20 protein-coding genes are annotated in these 17,562 nt (G+C 59.4%); 1 reads left to right on the plus strand and 19 read right to left on the minus strand.

Annotated features, from left to right (window positions below; translation table 11 throughout):
* On the plus strand, window positions 1-330 hold a 330-nt coding region (locus tag V0R59_RS22825; protein ID WP_330077070.1), incomplete at its 5' end, for a hypothetical protein.
* Here the strand turns inward: V0R59_RS22825 and V0R59_RS22830 are convergent.
* The 19 genes from V0R59_RS22830 to V0R59_RS22915 form a co-directional block, all read right to left on the minus strand.
* Window positions 321-1,043, minus strand: a complete 723-nt coding sequence (locus tag V0R59_RS22830; protein WP_330077071.1) for a prepilin peptidase — start codon at window positions 1,041-1,043, stop codon at window positions 321-323. The genes V0R59_RS22825 and V0R59_RS22830 overlap by 10 nt on opposite strands.
* Complete coding sequence (locus tag V0R59_RS32045) at window positions 1,036-2,337, minus strand: STY4528 family pathogenicity island replication protein (protein WP_408005243.1); 1,302 nt, start codon at window positions 2,335-2,337, stop codon at window positions 1,036-1,038. The genes V0R59_RS22830 and V0R59_RS32045 overlap by 8 nt, the downstream gene beginning before the upstream one ends.
* The gene (locus V0R59_RS22835) at window positions 2,334-3,029 is read right to left on the minus strand and encodes a DUF2857 domain-containing protein (protein WP_330077072.1); all 696 of its coding nucleotides are present in this window, start codon (window positions 3,027-3,029) and stop codon (window positions 2,334-2,336) included. Before V0R59_RS22835 ends, V0R59_RS32045 begins: the two co-directional genes overlap by 4 nt.
* 32 nt (window positions 3,030-3,061) lie before the next feature.
* The gene (locus tag V0R59_RS22840; protein ID WP_330077073.1) at window positions 3,062-4,762 is read right to left on the minus strand and encodes a ParB family protein; all 1,701 of its coding nucleotides are present in this window, start codon (window positions 4,760-4,762) and stop codon (window positions 3,062-3,064) included.
* A 1-nt stretch (window position 4,763) separates the two neighbouring features.
* Entirely contained in the window at window positions 4,764-5,108 is a 345-nt protein-coding gene (locus tag V0R59_RS22845) for an Arc family DNA-binding protein (protein WP_330077074.1), read from the minus strand.
* Window positions 5,109-5,118: 10 nt separating this feature from the next.
* Window positions 5,119-6,123 carry a nucleoid-associated protein YejK gene (gene yejK / locus V0R59_RS22850; RefSeq protein WP_330077075.1) on the minus strand — a complete coding sequence of 335 codons (1,005 nt, stop codon included), beginning with the start codon at window positions 6,121-6,123 and terminating at the stop codon, window positions 5,119-5,121.
* The gene (locus tag V0R59_RS22855) at window positions 6,123-6,356 is read right to left on the minus strand and encodes a hypothetical protein (RefSeq protein ID WP_103469987.1); all 234 of its coding nucleotides are present in this window, start codon (window positions 6,354-6,356) and stop codon (window positions 6,123-6,125) included. The genes yejK and V0R59_RS22855 overlap by 1 nt, the downstream gene beginning before the upstream one ends.
* A complete protein-coding gene (locus V0R59_RS22860; protein WP_330077076.1) occupies window positions 6,349-6,876 on the minus strand; it encodes a hypothetical protein in 528 nt (175 codons plus the stop codon). Before V0R59_RS22860 ends, V0R59_RS22855 begins: the two co-directional genes overlap by 8 nt.
* Window positions 6,866-7,054, minus strand: a complete 189-nt coding sequence (locus V0R59_RS22865) for a hypothetical protein (RefSeq protein WP_330077077.1) — start codon at window positions 7,052-7,054, stop codon at window positions 6,866-6,868. The genes V0R59_RS22860 and V0R59_RS22865 overlap by 11 nt, the downstream gene beginning before the upstream one ends.
* A complete protein-coding gene (dnaB, locus tag V0R59_RS22870) occupies window positions 7,051-8,397 on the minus strand; it encodes a replicative DNA helicase (protein ID WP_123108889.1) in 1,347 nt (448 codons plus the stop codon). The genes V0R59_RS22865 and dnaB overlap by 4 nt, the downstream gene beginning before the upstream one ends.
* Window positions 8,394-9,092, minus strand: a complete 699-nt coding sequence (locus V0R59_RS22875) for a DUF2786 domain-containing protein (protein ID WP_305453249.1) — start codon at window positions 9,090-9,092, stop codon at window positions 8,394-8,396. The genes dnaB and V0R59_RS22875 overlap by 4 nt, the downstream gene beginning before the upstream one ends.
* Window positions 9,092-9,334 (minus strand): hypothetical protein, encoded by a 243-nt coding sequence (locus V0R59_RS22880; protein ID WP_305453034.1) that lies wholly within the window; start codon window positions 9,332-9,334, stop codon window positions 9,092-9,094. Before V0R59_RS22880 ends, V0R59_RS22875 begins: the two co-directional genes overlap by 1 nt.
* Complete coding sequence (locus tag V0R59_RS22885) at window positions 9,331-10,083, minus strand: hypothetical protein (protein ID WP_330077078.1); 753 nt, start codon at window positions 10,081-10,083, stop codon at window positions 9,331-9,333. The genes V0R59_RS22880 and V0R59_RS22885 overlap by 4 nt, the downstream gene beginning before the upstream one ends.
* The gene (locus V0R59_RS22890; RefSeq protein WP_330077079.1) at window positions 10,076-10,963 is read right to left on the minus strand and encodes a ParA family protein; all 888 of its coding nucleotides are present in this window, start codon (window positions 10,961-10,963) and stop codon (window positions 10,076-10,078) included. Before V0R59_RS22890 ends, V0R59_RS22885 begins: the two co-directional genes overlap by 8 nt.
* A gap of 257 nt (window positions 10,964-11,220) precedes the next feature.
* Window positions 11,221-13,614 (minus strand): TonB-dependent siderophore receptor, encoded by a 2,394-nt coding sequence (locus V0R59_RS22895; protein WP_330077080.1) that lies wholly within the window; start codon window positions 13,612-13,614, stop codon window positions 11,221-11,223.
* Window positions 13,615-13,699: 85 nt separating this feature from the next.
* Window positions 13,700-14,611 carry a FecR family protein gene (locus V0R59_RS22900; RefSeq protein WP_330077081.1) on the minus strand — a complete coding sequence of 304 codons (912 nt, stop codon included), beginning with the start codon at window positions 14,609-14,611 and terminating at the stop codon, window positions 13,700-13,702.
* 5 nt (window positions 14,612-14,616) lie between these two features.
* Window positions 14,617-15,123, minus strand: coding sequence for an RNA polymerase sigma factor (locus tag V0R59_RS22905; protein ID WP_330077082.1), 507 nt, complete (start codon window positions 15,121-15,123; stop codon window positions 14,617-14,619).
* A 79-nt stretch (window positions 15,124-15,202) separates the two neighbouring features.
* Entirely contained in the window at window positions 15,203-16,156 is a 954-nt protein-coding gene (locus V0R59_RS22910; RefSeq protein ID WP_330077083.1) for a GGDEF domain-containing protein, read from the minus strand.
* A gap of 3 nt (window positions 16,157-16,159) precedes the next feature.
* A complete protein-coding gene (locus V0R59_RS22915; RefSeq protein ID WP_330077084.1) occupies window positions 16,160-17,158 on the minus strand; it encodes a response regulator in 999 nt (332 codons plus the stop codon).
* Window positions 17,159-17,562 lie beyond the last annotated feature (404 nt).

A 17,562-nucleotide genomic window follows, 5' to 3' on the forward strand; every position in this document is an offset into this window, starting at 1 on the left:
GCAACAGTGGGTAAACCGTCGGCGCCGGTGAAGACCGCCTGGCAGTCGGCGCTGCTTGGTGTTGCCAGTGGCAACAGCCGGTCACCGTCGCCCCCGGGTGAAGACCGTGTGTTGGTTGGGCTGTGCATAGTGTTGCCAGTGGCAACAGTGGGTAAACCGTCGGCGCCGGTGAAGACCGCCTGGCAGTCGGCGCTGCTTGGTGTTGCCAGTGGCAACAGTGGAGAAGGTGTTCGGGCCGATGAAGTGGCGGGCCGTTTTCCCGCGGGAGCACCGCTCAGATGGGCGACATCGGTGGATGGTGTTGCCAGTGGCAACACGCCCTACCATTGATGTGGCAGCAGCATGCCTGCCCAGCCAGCCATCGCCAGGAACGGACCCAAAGGAATTTTTGAGGTGCTGGACAGAGCTTTTTGCAGCTTGAGGTATCCACATGCCAGGGCTGCAAGTACTAAGGTACAACCTACTGTCCAGGGAAGTGCTTGCCAGCCAGTCCACGCCCCAATTAGGGCCAGCATCTTGAAGTCGCCAGCGCCCAGGCTTTCTATGCCGGTAATGTATTTGACCAGGTGGAAAACTGACCAAAGGCTCAGATAGCCCATGGCACAGCCCCAAAGTGCCTCGTGCAGTGTCGTGAAAACTCCAAAGGAGTTGAGCGCGAGACCGATCCAGAGGATGGGTATTACCAGCGCATCCGGCAGCATATGGTGCTCACTGTCGATCAAGCTTAAAGCCAGAAGACACCAAGTGAACACCAGGGCAAAGAATGCCTGCATGGTTGGCCCATAATGCACCGTCACCACGAACGACAAGACAGCGCAGCCGATTTGCGCGGCCCAAGTTCCACGCACCGGAGATCCGGTCGTTTGAAGCTCGCAAGGCTTATCGAGATCCAGCCCGAGTAGTTCACGAGCATCCCGCTGCCATTGTTGCTCGAGGAAAGCAGGCAGCCAGCAGGCAACCCAAGTACTGAGGCGACCGGCCAGCATGCCCAAAACGATGGAGCCAAGCCCAAGGGTGATCTCAAGCCCCATCCACTCACTCATCGGTGGACTCCTCGCGGCGACGTGGGTCAAGCAGGGCTTGGAGCGAAGTCAGGGCGGAGTTCGCTGTCTGCATCGCGGTCGCTGTCGGTGCCGGCTTCTGAGCGGGGGACTGGGCAGGGCGTGCAACCGTCCGGGCCGGTGGAGGTGTTGGCGTCGGAGTTGCGGCGGGCGCTGAAGGGTTCCACTCGGCGTTGAAGTCGCCCCGGATGGCCTTGCCAGCAAGGGTCGTCAGGTATGCAAGTGGCTTGGCCACGCTCCCAGTTGTGCATCGATGTTTCCACTGGTTGATCACCGCCTCTCGGACATGCTCCGGTACAGGCCCCATGATCTCTCTTGCCTTCACACGGTCCTCTGGCTTGAGAAGATCCAGGGCAAGCAACCAATTCACACCTGCACTCTCGCGCGGTTGTACAAAGCTTTTAGATACAGACTTGTCTGTATTTGTATACGTACTGTCAGAGTTCGGATTCCGAACTGAGGGTGTACTCAGTGGTTTTAGGCTGAGTTCGGATTCCGAACTGAGGGGAAGATCCCCCTGTTTCGCTGAGTTCGCACTGAGTTCGGATTCCGAACTCAGTCCTTCCGTGGCTACATCTTGCTGAGTTCGGATTCCGAACTCAGGTGCGGGCAGCGCGTTTTGCTTGGTCTCTACAGCCCAGGTCTGGGCATTCAGCCGATCGCTAATCGTGTCAATGCGCGAGGGGAGGCGTCGGCCGACATCGGGATCGCTGGTGAATTCGCGCCATGTGATCGCTGCGATGTCCTTGATCGCTTTGTTCTGATGCTCCATGGATTGCATCAGCAAAGTCATGTAGTCCTTGTCGAACTCCAGGGCCTCTGCCGGTGTTATTGGCTCGTCGTGGAGCAGATAGACATTCCCCTGAACCTGTCCGTTGATCTCATTGCGGACGGTCCTACCCAAGCTCAACCAACGAGTTAGACGGAGCACGGTCAGGGCCTTTGCCACGGTTTCTCGAGAGGCATGTTTCCCTGGGTTCATGCCCAGGTATGGCCGTAGCTGGTCATAGGTGGGGAAGGCAGTGATGCCATCTTCATTGACAAGTAATCGGAATACTTGCCAGCAATTGCGTTCCAAGGGGGTGAGCCGATTGTCGAGCAGGAGCTTACGCGGGACAGTTTCATGCGGATTACCGCTGAATATGATCCCGGAGTAGGGGGTAGCAGGTGCAGCAGTAGGGGCGGTGTCCTCAGCTCTCTTCTTCTGTACATGGGCCTCGAGTTGCCCCGAGGCCGAATCTAGGAGCGTGGAAATCGGGAACCGTGCGAGCTTCATTTTCTATGTTCGCCTTCTCCAAAGTGGGCAGAGGCGGGGCAGCACTCTTCGACACGGCGTATGCCACCCTCGTCCAGCAGAGTGAGTTGTCGACGCTCAGTTACTCGGGACTTTTCCTTGCTGCTGGGATACAGACCTTGTTCGATCCACTGAGTGATACGAGACCAGATCTGCGCAAGCGTTAAGCCATCTGTGCTCAGTTCTTCTGCAACCAGCATGGCAACGTCGAGCATGGCCAGGCTGTCCTCGAGCTCGACTCGGTTTTCATCCATCAACTTGGTCCAGCGGTGCCAAATATGATGATCTTGATCCTCGGAAAGCTCGGGCCAGCGTCCGCGCGGGGCTCGAACCCCAATGACGGTACGCTGAAGGGCGATCTCTTGAGGAGTGAGCCCGAAGAACTTGTTGAGCAAGCTGGTAGTGGCACCCAAGCGAATTGCCCGCTCAATAAGGCGGGTTTCCTCTTCTGAGCGAGCAGCCCCGGTCAGAAGCTTGAGGATCATCGAGCTGTTGACAGACACGTTGACCCAACTGACCGGTGTGTTGCGGAGCAAGCTGAGAACTGTGGGATGCTGGATCTGGCCCAGCACCTCGGGTTCAACTCCCATCTCCACACAGCGCTGGAGTTGGCCATTGCGCATCAGGTCAAGAAGCTGCGACAGAACTGCTTCGTTAAGTGTTGACTTGGACATTGAGACTCCCTCCCATTCATCTCATCGAGTGTTCAGTTGCCCTGGGCTTCCGAGGACCGTTTGAACTCTTCGATTTCCAAGTCGATCAACCGGCGAGCCAGTCGAATGATGCGGAACAGTTTGACCAGCGCGCCGTCGCTCAAACGGCCGTCGTCTCCTGGAGACTGTTCAGCACTCAAGGGCTGGCCCAGCAGCAGTTGGCCTAAGCCGGCTGCAAATTCAAACTCAGCTAATGCGCTGGCAGGATCTGGTTGCTCGTTCAGCATCTTCAGAGCGATAGCCATGGCCCCGCTCAATGACTGAAGCAGCGTCACGGTATGTTGAGCTGTTGCAGTGATTTCGACATCGGTGTCGGGCTGTTTGTATTTGAAACCGATCCCGCCATCGATTGCCTGGATATCGCCTGGGCCGTTGACGGACTCGAGAATCTCAACTGCCAGCTGGGCTACCTGGTTGCGCAATTCTGCAGCCTGGTCAATCTGCCGCTCGATGTACCAAAGGTCTGTGATGGGGTGCAGTCCGCCGGCCTGTACGGGAATGGCGACCAGACAGTTCGCGTTGAAATCGGGTAGGGTTTCCCCACTGAGGGCGGCAAGCTTCGCTTTAGTCTCGATCACCCGCTGGCTGAGGTTCGCTGGGGACGCAATGTGCCCTGCAACTCGCTCCTGCTGCTCCTCTGGTGTGAGCGAAGCTCCCGGCGCTGGAGCTGCTGGCTGTGGTGGTGTCTGCAGAGGTCGCTGCGAACGACCAGTACCCTCAGATGGTTGTTGCGATGGCGGAAGGGTAGAGCCTGCCCCAGTGCCTGGCGCAGGTGGAGTAGAAGTCGAACTGGTGATCGGCAATTCAACCACCGGCGTCGAGCGACGAAGCTTGTCCTGCTGTTGAGTGATTTCCAGCAGAATGTCCTCATAGCCCAACAGCAGCGATTTTTTCATCGTGCCGATGAGCTCGTCTTGAAAACGCTGGAACAGGAACTCTTCTGCCTCGCCTTCGAACTGAGCAAGAACGTCTTGGAACAACATTTCGAAGTCGACGCCTTCATTGCTGTAGTGCTTTTCCCAGCAGGCCAGCGCCGACTTCCTTAGCGACAGTATTTTCTCGATCTGTGGCTTGCCGAGACCGTTGTAGAGGAGAGCAGGTACGGCAGGGAGCAGGTGCTGAACCGTGTCTAGCATCCTGCTGATATGAGAAGGGGAGATTGGGTATCCGTCCTTCGTCAGACGGCGAGAGAGCTCTCGAATCCCAATCACCTCCCCACTCTCGGATTCATACAGCGCTTTTGCGTTCCCCACACCCACGGCGCGCTCGATGAACTTGAGTTCACCCTTGAGATCCTCAGCCAAGTGTCCGGTGAGCATGATGATTTCGCCGCGGGCTTGGTCCCAAGGGCGGAACAGCACGTGGAGGCGCTGGTACAGCGGGTCGTTGGTCTCTTGGAACAGCTCCTTCAAGATCGAGATGCGAGTATTGCCACCGTTGCGGATACGGTACTTCTCTTCCCCTGGCCGACGAGTTACAGGCGGGGGAGTGTCGAGGCCGCGGTTGCGTATCGACTCCTTGAGTTCATCGTACCGAGGGTTACGGGTGGTACGAGGGTTGTCCTCCCAAGGGAGGACCTCGTCGATGCTCAGCACGAGTGGGGTATCAGCGATAGGGTCACTCATGGCGGCGGCGGAGCCTGTAGGGCTGAAGCCTGGAGCCAGGAGCTTGGATTTGAGGTCTGTAGCGGCCATATCAAGCTCCTACCGCAGCAACGTGGGACAGAGCCAGTGGAGTTTGCTTGCGGACCAGGTGCAACACCTCCTGGATGTCGTCCTGTGTAGGAACGGCGTTTTGCAGCAGGCGATCGATGATCTTGTAAGCGCGAGCCAGCTCTGACTTGAGATTGTCGTCTGGTGAGCCGGCCTGGACCTGAGCAGTATTGTCTTGGTCATTGAGCAGCGATTGCTCGAGGCGCTCAATGATCTCGCTGTTCATGGAGCGATGATTGTCGCGGGCGACTTGAGCGACACGTTCACGCATGCCATCAGGCAGGCGAACCACAAATTTGTCAGCGGTGCGGGAATTGGTTGCGTTCATGGTGTTCTCCTTACTGGCGGCGCTTGAGTTGGTCGGTGAGCTGAGTGGGCAGGTTCTTGATCGTCAGCGAGCCGGTGTCGGCGTCGTAGGTGACGTTGGAACCGAGCAGGTGCGCCTCAAAGCTGATCGACAGACCTTCGGCGCGGCCGGTGAAACGGCGGAACTGGTTGAGCGTGCGCTTATCGGCCGGGATTTCCGGGGATAGGCCGTAATCGCTATTGCGGATGTGGTCGTAAAACGCCTGAGGGCGGTCTTCATCGAGAGTCTGAGACAGCTCTTGAAGAGAGAGGGGCTGCCCCAGCTTCGTTTGGGTGGTGGCATAGTCGAGTAGCGCGTGGGTTTTCTCCCGGGCGCTTTCTTCTGGGAGATCTTCTTTCTCGACGTATTCGGTGAATGCCTTGAGAAGCGTGCGGGTTTCACCTGGCCCGTCGACGCCTTCCTGGCACCCGATGAAGTCGCGGAAGTAGTCCGAACTCTTCCTGCCGTTCTTGCCTTTAACGAAGGAAATGTACTGCTTCGAGTTTGGGTTGTTGCGCCACTCGCTCAGGTTGATCCGGGCCGCGCAGGAGAAGTTGCTGGTGTCCAGGTAGCGAGAGACCACAACATTAAGATCACCGTCCAGGCCGACGGTTTCGACCTGCTGGAGGACGGCGATCATCAGGTATTCAGTCAGACCTTGTTGGTAGTGGCTGAAGAGCACATGGCCGCCAGTGGACAGGTTGACCTCTTCGATCAGTTTCTGCAGGTGCTCGACAGACACACGGCTGAAGCTGGTGAAGTCTTGCTGCTCCTCCAGGTACTGTTTCAGCCAACCGCTGAATGGGTACGCACCCGACTCCCCATGGAAGAAGCCCCACGCTTTGCCTTGCTTGGCGTTATAGCTGTCGTTCAGGTCGGCTTGGAGGTTCTCGACGGCATCCGTGGCCGGGAGCTCTGTGTCACGTGCGTGAAGGACGGCCGGGTTGCCGTCGGGCTGCTTATCGAGCTGGTGAACGATTGCGTGTCGGATCGGCATTATTGAATCCCCCGGGAGGTGATGTTTTGGGCCTCGGCACGGCGGAGCAGCGCCCGAGTGTTACGCTCGGAACGGCGGTCGCTGGGCGTGCAGGACGTGAAAATCGGTGTAAAGCCCGACTTGCTGAATTTCAGGTGCCCGCTGTTGGAGCGGGAGAGAGTCCAGCCTTCGGAGAGGGCGAATTCCGCAAGCCGGCGAACACTGTCGTGCGCGCCGCGAAGGAGGTTACGCATTGGAGCTGGCCTCCTTCTGGCAAAGTGCATCACCGGCTTGGATGGCCACGATTTCCGGGGTGCAGCCGGGGTATTGGGTGGCAAGGTCGGTGAGGAACTCACGTGCAGTTTCGCGCGATCCAAGAATGCGGAAGACCACGGTGCAATGATGAGCCTCGTCCTCGGAGCTGGTCAGATAGGGGGTTACTGCCACCTTCAGACCGCAGCTCAGGAGATGTCTTGGTACCCATACGGACCAGAAATAGTTGGTCAGCAGGGCTGGTTGGCCAAGAAGGGTCGCTGTCAGCGTTCCAGCATCATCGCTTTCCAGCTCGATGTACTGCAGCCGGGCAAGCTCTTGCATAGCCTCATTCAGCTCAACAGGCACCGTGGTTTCACCGAACTGGGTGAGCCGTGAGATAACCTGGCCGAGAGCATCCAGCCAAACCGCGTTTACGCCAGAGTGGTGCGCAAAGGCCAAGGCCGATTGGTCGGTGTTTGCGATCGCAGGGATCGAAGGGTAGATCTGCTCAACTTGCATTGGGCACCTCCGAAAGAGGATCGAGGTCGTAGCTGCCGCAGACCGGGCATACCAGGACCTCTGCCTCACCTTCAGGGGTGTGCTCGGCGGGATGCACCTGCCGTACTTGATGCAGCGCGAAGTGCCGGCCACAGCTATGGCAGGCATGCGTAATCGGATGGGGTTGCATGGACGTCATGCGGCAGCTCCTTGCCAATGATCGGCAGTGAGGTTTGCGAATCGGGTTTGGTTGGCGATGAAGGCTGCACGGACATAGCCGACGGGGCCATTGCGGTGTTTACCAATGATCAGTTCGGCAACGCCTTTGAGTTCGGTGTCCTCGTTGTACACCTCGTCCCGATAGACAAAGAGGATGAGGTCCGCGTCCTGCTCGATAGCCCCGCTGTCCCGTAGATCAGCATTCACGGGGCGCTTATTGGGACGGCGCTCGAGGTCCCGATTGAGCTGGGAGAGGGCCATGAAGGGGCAGTTGAATTCCTTGGCGATCCCCTTAAGTGATCGGGATATTTCGCTGATTTCGTTGACCCTGTTTTCTTGACCAGGACTCCGCATGAGCTGCAGGTAGTCCGCCATGATCAAGCAAGGCTTCCCGAAACGCCGGCTAGCACGTCGAACCTTGGCTCGCATAGCGGCAGGGGTCAGGTTCGCGCTATCATCGATGACCAGTCGGTTGCCATAGGCGTTCATGCGATGGACGGCGGCTGATAGTTTGGGCCAGTCCTCATCCTGCAGCTGACCCGAAAGTAGCCTGCTCAGATCGATGTGGCCCAGAATGGCCAGCATTCGATAAATCAGGGCCTCGGTAGGCATCTCCATGCTGAAAACCAGCACGATCTCGTCAGGCGAATTGGTCAGCGCAGCATCGACGGTGCTCAAGCAGAACGAGGTTTTGCCCATGGAGGGGCGCGCGCCTACGATGATCAGATCGGCTGGCTGCAAACCACGGGTCATCTCGTCAAGGTCGGTTATCCCGGTCGGCACACCGGTCACGGTCACATGGCCATTGAAATTGGCGTCGATCTTGTCGACGACAGAGAGCAATGCCTCATTCATGTCGGTGAATTCGCTAACCACACGACCTTCGCCCAGCTTAAACAGCTTCTGCTCTAGCGTGTCCTGGACCTCAGCCGCGTCAGCGGCGAGTTCAGCAGCGTCCCGAGTCCCCTGAAAACACAGGGACATGATGCGGCGGAGATGGGCGCGGTTGCGCACGATCTCAGCATACGACCGGATATTCGCTACAGACGGAGTGTTCTTGGCCAGCTCTGCCAGGTAGGAGAGGCCTCCAACCTCCTCAGGGATGGCCATCGCCTCAAAAATCGTCACTATATCGAATGGGCTGTTTTTTTCTGACAGCTCCTGGATGGCAGTGAAGATCAGCCTGTGTTGGGATAGAAAAAAGTCGTCGGCCTGCAGTAGATCACCGACCAGATCCCAGGCTTCGTTGTCCAGCATCAGCCCGCCCAGAACGCCTTGTTCAGCCTCGACGGAATGAGGAGGGGAAAGGATCAGATCGGTCATCTGGCACCTCCCTGGGCAATTCCTGGCTGTTCACTGCGGCCTACTCCCCGGTGGAGCTGAGCACGCTGACCCTGCTTAATTCCTGCGTACAGCGAGCTACGATCGTGGCCCTTGGCTTCGCTTGGCGTGATGTCGAAGCGCTTCAACTCAGGGTGATGTAAGGTCAAGTAGGCAGCGATATCAGCCTGGATATCTGGGGCTAGGTCGCCAGCGAATTCTCGAACTTTGTAGGCCACTGCCCCGATCCAGCCCTCAGCAAAGAGTTGGCCGCGACGTCGTTTGGTCTTCAGTTGGCACCGTTTCTGCTGCGAGACATGCTCGCGACGTGCTTTCTGCAGTTGCAGGACGAGGCTGCTGTAGGCATAAGCAGCCAGATCCGGGCCGATACCCTTGCCCAGGAACTTGAAGCAGTACCCTTTCAATGGGTGGTAGTAGGAGAGGTGGCTGCAGTCGAAAGCGGCTGCGCACGTTGCGGCCAGGGAGTGCAACCAATCAGCCGGGGAGCGGCGAGTGCCAGTGGGGACGCTTGTTTCTAGAACCTGGCTGGCTCGAAGTTCGTCGGACTCGATGTTGTACTTGGCCATGAGCGAGCGGGCCTGGCGCAACGCGGTTGCGGCCTCGTTCGTGTTTGCCCCTGGGCTATTGGCCAAGGACATCAGCTTGGTGACCTTGTCGAGGATCTTCTGCTTGTCCATCATGAACCCTCCCCGGCGCGGCGAGGTCGGCTGCGCATCGCGGATGCGATTAAAGCCAGGCTGTTCAGCACGCCGAAGACACAGAGCGCATAGGCTGAGTAGACCGATCCCTGCAACGCGAGCTCGACATGCGGGGCTTTGAAGATCGAGCCCAAGCCATAGGCAGTGGCCAGTGCCACAGAGCAGTTCATGAGATACAGGCAAAGCGAGCCCGCGAATTGGGATATGGGGGCAGAGCTCATGCTTGGCCCTCCTGCCTGTCCGCTGCAGGCACCAAGGCCTCTTGCCAGAGGCGCATGGTCTCGCGTTCGTCTGCTGTCAAGGCAGCCTGGCCTACAGCTTCGGCCACTTTCTCCTGCAGGAGCCGCAGGCGTTCTTCAACCGATGAACCATCGTCATAAGCAAGGTGGCTGGTCAGGTCGCTGATCATGAAGTAGCGGAGTGATCTGACATTCCCGGCTCGGTGTTGCTCCACTGAATGCCCATGGAGCCGAGCAGGTGTCTTCAGCTCGTTTCTGATGTAAACGTTGAATTCAGAAGGGTTGTAGGAGGTGTTTAACTGCCGTGCACGATTCAGAATGAGTGCGGCTTTGATCGTCTCCAGCAGTTCTTCGTGAGTCTCGGTAGGCAAGGGGAACGTACGGGCTACCAGCTGTTTCGACTGAGCATCACGCGCATCTTGCCGGCGTTTCGATTCTTTCTCGGAACGAACGCGCTTTTCCTTCGCATGGGTCACGTTGTGACCGATCGAATCAACGAGTTGTGCGGCACTACGCAGTAGCTCGCGCTGTTCAATGCTCAGAAGGTCACCGAGCGAACCGAGCAATCCGGCACCCATCTTCCAACCGTTGGCTAGCTTGTGCAGGTCTCCAGACGCGGATGTCAGCTTTTTCTGGATGCCGCGTAACTCATTGGAGCTGTAGAGTTTCCCAATCCTGAGGACTTCATCGGCCGTGATCCCGGCAGCCTCGGTAATCGCGTGCTTACTCATCGCGGCGGGCCTCCTTGGCGATCCCGGCAACACGCTCTTCGGTCATTGCCTCGAAGCGGTCTTTCCATTCTGGGAACGCCTCGATAGCCAGGCTGCGGATGACGTTCAGCGCCGACGGCGACTTACGGTTCGACGGTTGACGATATTCAAGCCGATGCGCCGGCACGCCTTGGCTCGCGGCTTTCTTGAAGATGACGGCATCTGGAATGATCGATTGCAGGACGGTGTAGTCAGGGTTCCCGTCGAAAATTTCACGGACGGTGCGGTGGATCTCGCGCGCGTCAGCAGTTTCATCCAGGCCGTTGATGATGATGTTGATGTGGGGAATGGTGAGGCCGAGGCGCGCGTAACTGCGCAGGCCATCCATCATATGGATGGTCCCACGGCTGAATTCGCGCGCGGCCAACATGTTCGGGGGGAGGGGGGAGAGGATGATGTCGGATGCAAGAACGACCATCTCCAGCATCGCAGAGCGGGCGCCCTGGGTGTCAAAGAGGATGAGGTCGTAATCGGCATCGAAAGCCGACATCAGGTTGGCTAGTCGCAGTCTGCCATCAGGCGCCTGCAGTATGAGGTTGTTGAGCTGGTTGTTGGCGTCGTTCGAGATGATGACGTCGAGATTCTTGATCGACGTGCGGGAGATGATCTTGGCCGGGTCGGTCTCGTTGTACGACAGCAGCTCGAAAATGCCGCCCGGGGCGGTGTACTCCAGGGGGAAATAGGATGATGCGGAAGGCTGGACGGGGTCCAGATCGATGAGGAGGGTGCGCAGCCCAGCGTCTGCAGTGAATGCTCCCAGATTGGTGGACCCGGTGGATTTACCGGTGCCGCCTTTGGTGGAAACCTTACCTGCTCGTCTTGCTTTCTTCGGATGTGTCATTGCCATGCCTCTAATGTGGATTTCATTAGAGGCTGCGTGCCTAGGCGCTGGAATGGTGCTTAAAACCCCTCCCTAGATGGAAATTTCGGCCTAGATCCCAATTGTCTTTTAACCAATTGGTCGTAGGTTCGAATCCTACACGACCCACCATACGCAGTACGAAGAAGCCCGCCACCTTTCGAGGTCGGCGGGCTTCTTCGTTTTCGGCTTTCCGCAAGCATCACAGGCCGGGCCAAGGGGCCCGGCCTGTCGGATCGTCAGAACTTCGCCCGCAGCGCCACGTTGAAGTTGCGCGGCTCACCATAGAAGTTCCAGTAGTTGTCGTTGCCGACGGTCTGGATGTATTTCCGGTCGAAGACGTTGTCCAGGTTGTATTGCAGTTCCAGGTGCTCGTCGAGCTCGTAGATGGCGTGCAGATTGGTGACGGCATAGCCGCCCTGGCGGATCTTGTAGCCCTCGTCGCGGTTGCTGATTTCGCTCTGCACATTCACGCTGCCGCCCACGCGCGCCTTGTTCAGCACGCCCGGCAGGCGATAGTCGGTGGCGACCTTGAGCAGGTGGCGCGGTGCATTCGAGGCAAATGCCTCACCCTTCTGGCTACCACCGATGTATTTCGACTGCGTGTAGGTGTAGCCCGCCGACAGATTCCACTCCGACGTCAGTTCGCCATTGAGCTCCAGTTCGACGCCACGGTTGCGCACCTTGTCGGAGGCCTCGTAGCAGTCGCAGGGAATCAGGTACTCCGCGCGTCCGCTCTGATCCGACTGGAACAGCGCCACGCTGGCGTTCAGGCGTTGCTCGAGAAACTCGCCCTTGAGTCCCAGCTCGTAGTTGCTGCCGGTCATGGGGTCGAGGATGGCGCCGCTGATATCGCGGTTGCTCTGGGGTTTGAAGATCTCGGTGTAGCTGGCGTAGGCGCTCAGGTTGTCGCCCAGTTCCTGCACGAGGCCGGCATAGGGGGTGATTTCCTGGTTCTTTGCATACTCGCTGTGGCGTGGCGTACCGGTGGTGTTGGTCATGTTCTCGGTCTTGAACCAACTCAGGCGGCTGCCAAGAATGAACTTCGTGCTGTCGGTCAGGCTGGAGCGCGCTGCGCTATACATGCCGGATTGCTGCTGGGTGATGTTGTATTTCCACTGGTTCGAATTGAGCGCGGTCGGCTTTGGCGGGTTGAAGCCCGACAGGTCGTTCATATCCAGTTGGTAGTTGTAGGTTGCGTCGCGGCCGCCGTGGTAGTCGAAGTCGTCCTGGCGGATGTTGGCGCCCAGCACCAGTTCGTGCCGCCGGCCGAACAGCTGGAACGGGCCGGTCGCATAGCCGTCGAGGCTGGTCTGGGTGTCATCGTAGAAAAAGTGCCGCGGGTTGAGGCTGAAGCGATCGCCGCTGACTCGCCAGGTGTAGTTGCCGAGAAATTCCGACTTCGCCCAGATCTGGTTGGCCGCGACCACCAGTTTCCAGTCGTTGTCGAAGCTGTGCTGGATATCGGCGAAGACAGTGGTATTGCGCTTGTCGAGCTTGTTCCACTTGCCGGTGAGGTTGGTGGAGCGTGACAGCGGATAGAACGAGCCGTCTTCCCGGGTGGGCAGGGCGGACCAGTCGTACCCGGAGTTGCGATCCTTCTGCCAGGAGAAACCGAGGGTGGCCAGGGTGTTCGGCGTCAGGTCCATCTCGACGATGCCGTAGAACAACTGGTTTTCCTTTTTCACGTTGTCCATATAGCTGTTGGCGTCGTTGTAGCTGACCACGGTGCGGCCGCGCAGCGTACCTTCCGGGTTGAGCGCCGAGGACAGGTCCAGCATCGCCCGGTAGTCGTCCCAGGAGCCGACGGAGGTCTCGACCAGCGCCTGTGGTTCTGCCGTCGGGCGCTTGCGCACCAGGTTGATCGCCGCCGAGGGCGTCCCGGCGCCTTCGGTGAGGCCGGTGGCGCCGCGGACCACTTCGACACGGTCATAGATATCGGTCGCCGGCTTGGAGATCGCATCCATCGAGTAAGCGTTGCTGATATTGGTCGGCACGCCGTCGATCTGCAGGCTTTCCACCAGTTGTCCGCGGGCCTGGTACATGGAGCGCTCGCCGCCATTCTTCATGACCACGATGCCGGTGGTGTTTTCCAGCACATCGTCCAGGTCCTTCATGTTCTGGTCGTCCATGCGCTGGCGGGTGACCACGGTGACCGACTGCGGGGTTTCCCGCAGGCTCATGCCGAGGCGGGTGGCGGTGCTGCTCGGGCCGGACGGGGTATAACGCCCGCTGCCTTCGCTCACGCCGCTGCCGACCTGGCTGCCATTGATCGAGGTGGCGCCCAGTTGCAGCGTGCCATCTTGCGGCGCGGGCTTTTCCAGCATGACGCTGCCCTGGCCCGTGCTGTGCCAGATCAATCCGCTATCTTGCAGCAGGCGTTGCAGTGCAGCTTCCGGTTCCTGGTTACCCTGTACCGCCGTGCTGCGCAGGCCTTGCACCAGCTCGCCGTTGTAGATCACTTGCAGGCCGCTTTGCTCGGCCAGTTGGTTGAGTGCGCCGGCCAGCGACTGGGCTGGAATGTCGAAGGCGACCGGTTGCGCCCAGGCCACGACCGGCAGCAGCCCCAGCAGCAGCGTGGCGCGGCGAAGGGCGAGGACGATCGGGCGGTGAGCGGTGGACAGTGGGTACATCGGGTTCTCCCTGGCAAATGCAAGCAATTATCTTTTTCGCGAGGGAAGACGGGTGAGGTGCACGAACCCGTAAAAATAATTGCCTTCAGCGTGCTCGCAGGATCAGCAGATAACCGGTGTAGCGCTGAATCCTCAGGGGAAATGCCTGCTCCAGCGTAGCCAGGGCGTCGTCCAGGCGGTCGAGGCGGAAGGTGCCGCTGACCTTGAGCGTGCGCAGGCTGTCATCGCCGATCAGCAGGTAACCGGGACGGTAGCGTTGCAGTTCGGCTAGCACATCCGCCAGCGGCGCCATTTCGAACACCAGGCGACCGTGCTGCCAGGCCAGGGCCTTGCCGGTGTCGATCTTGTGCTTCTCCTGGAATGCCCCTGCCCGCCAGTCGACCTGCTCCCCAGCCCCCAGGGTGAGTGTGTCGTGCTCCGCATTCACGGCGACCCGGCCCTGGGCAACCGTGACCTGCACGCCATCGTCCTGCTTGCGCACCGCATAGACGGTGCCCAGGGCGGTGGCGCTCAAGTCGCCGGCCTGGACCTGGAATGGCCGCTGTGGATCATGGGCCACTTCGAACAGCGCCTCGCCCTTGCGCAGGGTGATTGCCCGGCGATTGTCCTGGAGGCTGACATCCAGCGCCGAGTCGGAGTCCAGCAGGATGTGGGAACCGTCGGCCAGTTGGATGCGCTGCTGCTCGCCGTAGGCGGTGCGGTAGTCCGCGTCCCAGGCCTGGTGTCGGACCAGTCCGAGGCCGAGGGCGATAAGCAGCACTGCTGCGGTTGCCCATGGCCACGCCGGGCGTCGCCGGACCAGCGGAGCCTGCAGATGCCCACTCAACTGCCACAGGCGCCGGGCTTCGACGAAGGCTTGTTGGTGCGCGGGGCTTTCCGCACACCAGGCACGGGCCGCGGCGATATCGGCGGGATCGACATCTCCGGACGTGAGCAGCACGACCCAGTGCTGGGCCGTGGCGTGGAGGTCGGTGGAGTGGGGCTTGGCGTCAGGCATGGCGGTCAACGCTGAAGGCTGCGGCGTAAAAAGTCCAGTGCACTGGCGAGATGTTTCTCCACCGAACTGAGCGACATGCCCAGTTCCCGTGCCACTTCCTTGTGCGGGATGCCCTGTAGTCGGCACTTGAGAAAGATGCTCTGTTCCGGCTCGCCCATGCGCTGTAGCGCGGCATTGAGCACTTCCAGTTCCTGGCTGGCGGCGACACTGTCGATCAGTTCGGGGCTTTCACCGGTCACTTCGTAGAGGTAGGCGAGGCCTTCATCATGGCGTTCGCGGGAAATGCGGCTGCGCAGGTGATCGATGGCCAGGTTGCGGCCAATGCGGAAGATGAAGGCGCGCAGGTTGGCCACCGGCGTGCTCGGTCGCTGGCGCAGCATGCGCAGCCAGGTTTCCTGGGTCAGGTCGGCGGCGGTTTCGGTACTTTGCAGTTGTCGATAGAGGAACACTCGCAGCTCACGGGAGTGGGCCTTGAATGCCCGCTCCAGTTCTTCCGTGCTCATGCTCGACATGGCGGCCATATCCCGGGAGGGCGAGGGCGCCGACTTTAACGAGAATGATTTTCAGATGCAAGGCGATGATGGCGTCTTGTCACTGATGGACCGAAACCTGGTTGCGTCCGCCTTTCTTCGACACATACAGCGCCTGGTCGGCCCAGGCGATCAGGTCGGCGTGGCTGTCCGAGGGCTGGGCGAGATCGGCGACACCCAGGCTGATGGTGAACCGGATGCTGTGTCCGTCATGCCGCACCTCCATGGCTTCCACCGCCTTGCGCAGGCGTTCGGCAAAGACCGCCGCCCCCTGGGCATCGGTATCCGACATCACCACCCCGAACTCCTCGCCGCCATAGCGTCCGGCCACGTCGCTGTCGCGCACGTACTGGCGCAGCGTAGCCGCGACCTGCTCGATGACCTTGTCGCCGGCCTGGTGGCCGTAGGTGTCGTTGATGCGCTTGAAGTGATCGATATCGAACATAACCAGGGCGGTTTCGCTGCCATGCCGCTGATGGCGGGCGTAGGCGGTCTTCAGCGCATCTTCCCAGTGACCGCGGTTGTACAGCCCGGTCAGGCGATCGGTGCTGGAGAGCTTCTGCAACTGGGCATTGGCCGACTGCAGCATGTGCCGGTTGGTGGCGACGTCGGTCACGTCATAGATCACCAGGCAGAAGTGGCTGATGCTGCTGTCGGTGGAGCGCAGTGGGAACAGCGTGGTGTTCTGGTACATGAAGTCTTCCTGCCCGGTGATCGGCTGGTAGTTCTTGAACCGCACCAGATAGGGGCGTTGCTCCCACACCGTGAACGCTGCCGTACCCAGGGTGCCCACGCTGTCGAGCTTGCGCCGGAACCAGTCCTCGTTGACTTCGGGAAACAGGGTGAAGAACGAATGGCTGATGGCGTCCTTGGGCGGCACGCCTGAACGGTTCTCCATGAAGGTGTTCCAGACCTGCACGCAGTAGTCGCGGTCGAGCACCACCACACCGACATCGATGCTTTGCACGATCGCCAGCAGCCAGTGGAATTCGGTCAGATCAAGAGGTTTGTTCATGGCTCAGTTCATCAGGTACGCGAGTTTATGGGTCAGTCGTTCGATGGAGTCCTCGGTGAACAGCAGCAACAGATCGAAGCTGATGTCATGGCCTTCCAGTCGGTAACTGATTTCCACGGCGAGGGTCTTCTTCCAGCGGCTCTGGTTGACCCGGATGAGTTCCTCGATGTTCGCGTGTTGCCCGAGGATCTGCGGGTGGCACTGGGAAAACACGACGTCGACCTGTTCGGCGATGCTGCTCAGGCAGGCGCCGATGAGGATGCTGGACAGGTCCAGGAGCATCTCCAGATCGGAAGACTGGCTGCTCTGGTGTTTCATCAGCCGCGCCATGTCGGCGATTTCCGAGTCATGGAACATCAGCAGCGCCTCGCCGGCGATGCCGCCGCCGATAAAGCCCTGGCACACCGCAGTGAGCTGCTTGCAGCGCCCGGCATCGGCCAGGGCCATGTGCAGTTCGCCGACTTCCAGCACATTGACGTTCGGTACCGGCAATTGCACGAAGACCCCGAGCACCTTGGCAATCAGCGCCGCAGCACGGCCCATGGCGACGTTGACGGTCTCGCGGAACACCTCGTTGAAGCTGACATGGGCGCTGGTTTGCGGGCGATGGCTGTGTGCCGCCTGTCCCGCCAGTTGCAGCAGGCCCAGGCGCTCAAGGGTCTCGCGCAGTTGCTCCTGCTCGAAAGGTTTCTTGAGGAAGGCGAGGGCGCCCAGTTCCTGCACGCGGCGCAGGGCTTCCTGTTGCACGTCACCCGAGATAACGATGACGTTGGCATGCAGGCCTTCGTCGCGCAGTGCATGTAACACCTGGTAGCCGTCCATCTCCGGCATGTTCAGGTCGAGCACGACTACCTGGCCCAGGCCCTTGCGCACGGCATCCATGCATTGATGGCCGTTGGCGGCCTCGGTGATCGACACGGGCCAATCGCTTGGCAGGGCCCGTAGGACCTGCTTGCGGGCAACGGTGGAGTCGTCACAGACGGTTAAGGTGGTTACTGACACAAGTCACGGCTCGTTATCTGGAGTTGCGGGATGATTCCATTATGCCATAGGCGCACAAAAGCTACGCTTAATAACTAAGGGAATCACTGAGTGAGCAAATGGATCCAATCCGGTATTCCCTGATGGCTGCCTCAGGGCTTACCTGAATCCATGTCGATGAACAACGGCATGCACAGTTCATACTCATTTCGCGATTTTTTGATGAAATCCGCAAAATTTTCCTCGGGCTGATCAACATTTTTCTACCGGCTGCCCAGGGTCGTGCAGCCATCAGGAAATCCCTTAGCTGCCACAGGCCAGCAATGCCGGGAGATGAAACGTTTCGTCAATTTGTCGGAACGAGACTTCTGCTGCTGTCAGAGCGACATCAAGCAGTGGTATGTTGCCGGGCAGAATGAAGTCGA

This window comes from Pseudomonas ulcerans, from assembly GCF_036324125.1.
Taxonomy (GTDB): domain Bacteria; phylum Pseudomonadota; class Gammaproteobacteria; order Pseudomonadales; family Pseudomonadaceae; genus Aquipseudomonas; species Aquipseudomonas ulcerans.

Excerpts from the sequence above, each read along its gene's own strand:
- V0R59_RS22830 (WP_330077071.1), bottom strand. The coding sequence starts at position 1,043 with ATGAGTGAGTGGATGGGGCTTGAGATCACCCTTGGGCTTGGCTCCATC.
- V0R59_RS32045 (WP_408005243.1), bottom strand. The coding sequence starts at position 2,337 with ATGAAGCTCGCACGGTTCCCGATTTCCACGCTCCTAGATTCGGCCTCG.
- V0R59_RS22835 (WP_330077072.1), bottom strand. The coding sequence starts at position 3,029 with ATGTCCAAGTCAACACTTAACGAAGCAGTTCTGTCGCAGCTTCTTGAC.
- V0R59_RS22840 (WP_330077073.1), bottom strand. The coding sequence starts at position 4,762 with ATGGCCGCTACAGACCTCAAATCCAAGCTCCTGGCTCCAGGCTTCAGC.
- V0R59_RS22845 (WP_330077074.1), bottom strand. The coding sequence starts at position 5,108 with ATGAACGCAACCAATTCCCGCACCGCTGACAAATTTGTGGTTCGCCTG.
- yejK (WP_330077075.1), bottom strand. The coding sequence starts at position 6,123 with ATGCCGATCCGACACGCAATCGTTCACCAGCTCGATAAGCAGCCCGAC.
- V0R59_RS22855 (WP_103469987.1), bottom strand. The coding sequence starts at position 6,356 with ATGCGTAACCTCCTTCGCGGCGCGCACGACAGTGTTCGCCGGCTTGCG.
- V0R59_RS22860 (WP_330077076.1), bottom strand. The coding sequence starts at position 6,876 with ATGCAAGTTGAGCAGATCTACCCTTCGATCCCTGCGATCGCAAACACC.
- V0R59_RS22865 (WP_330077077.1), bottom strand. The coding sequence starts at position 7,054 with ATGACGTCCATGCAACCCCATCCGATTACGCATGCCTGCCATAGCTGT.
- dnaB (WP_123108889.1), bottom strand. The coding sequence starts at position 8,397 with ATGACCGATCTGATCCTTTCCCCTCCTCATTCCGTCGAGGCTGAACAA.
- V0R59_RS22875 (WP_305453249.1), bottom strand. The coding sequence starts at position 9,092 with ATGGACAAGCAGAAGATCCTCGACAAGGTCACCAAGCTGATGTCCTTG.
- V0R59_RS22880 (WP_305453034.1), bottom strand. The coding sequence starts at position 9,334 with ATGAGCTCTGCCCCCATATCCCAATTCGCGGGCTCGCTTTGCCTGTAT.
- V0R59_RS22885 (WP_330077078.1), bottom strand. The coding sequence starts at position 10,083 with ATGAGTAAGCACGCGATTACCGAGGCTGCCGGGATCACGGCCGATGAA.
- V0R59_RS22890 (WP_330077079.1), bottom strand. The coding sequence starts at position 10,963 with ATGACACATCCGAAGAAAGCAAGACGAGCAGGTAAGGTTTCCACCAAA.
- V0R59_RS22895 (WP_330077080.1), bottom strand. The coding sequence starts at position 13,614 with ATGTACCCACTGTCCACCGCTCACCGCCCGATCGTCCTCGCCCTTCGC.
- V0R59_RS22900 (WP_330077081.1), bottom strand. The coding sequence starts at position 14,611 with ATGCCTGACGCCAAGCCCCACTCCACCGACCTCCACGCCACGGCCCAG.
- V0R59_RS22905 (WP_330077082.1), bottom strand. The coding sequence starts at position 15,123 with ATGTCGAGCATGAGCACGGAAGAACTGGAGCGGGCATTCAAGGCCCAC.
- V0R59_RS22910 (WP_330077083.1), bottom strand. The coding sequence starts at position 16,156 with ATGAACAAACCTCTTGATCTGACCGAATTCCACTGGCTGCTGGCGATC.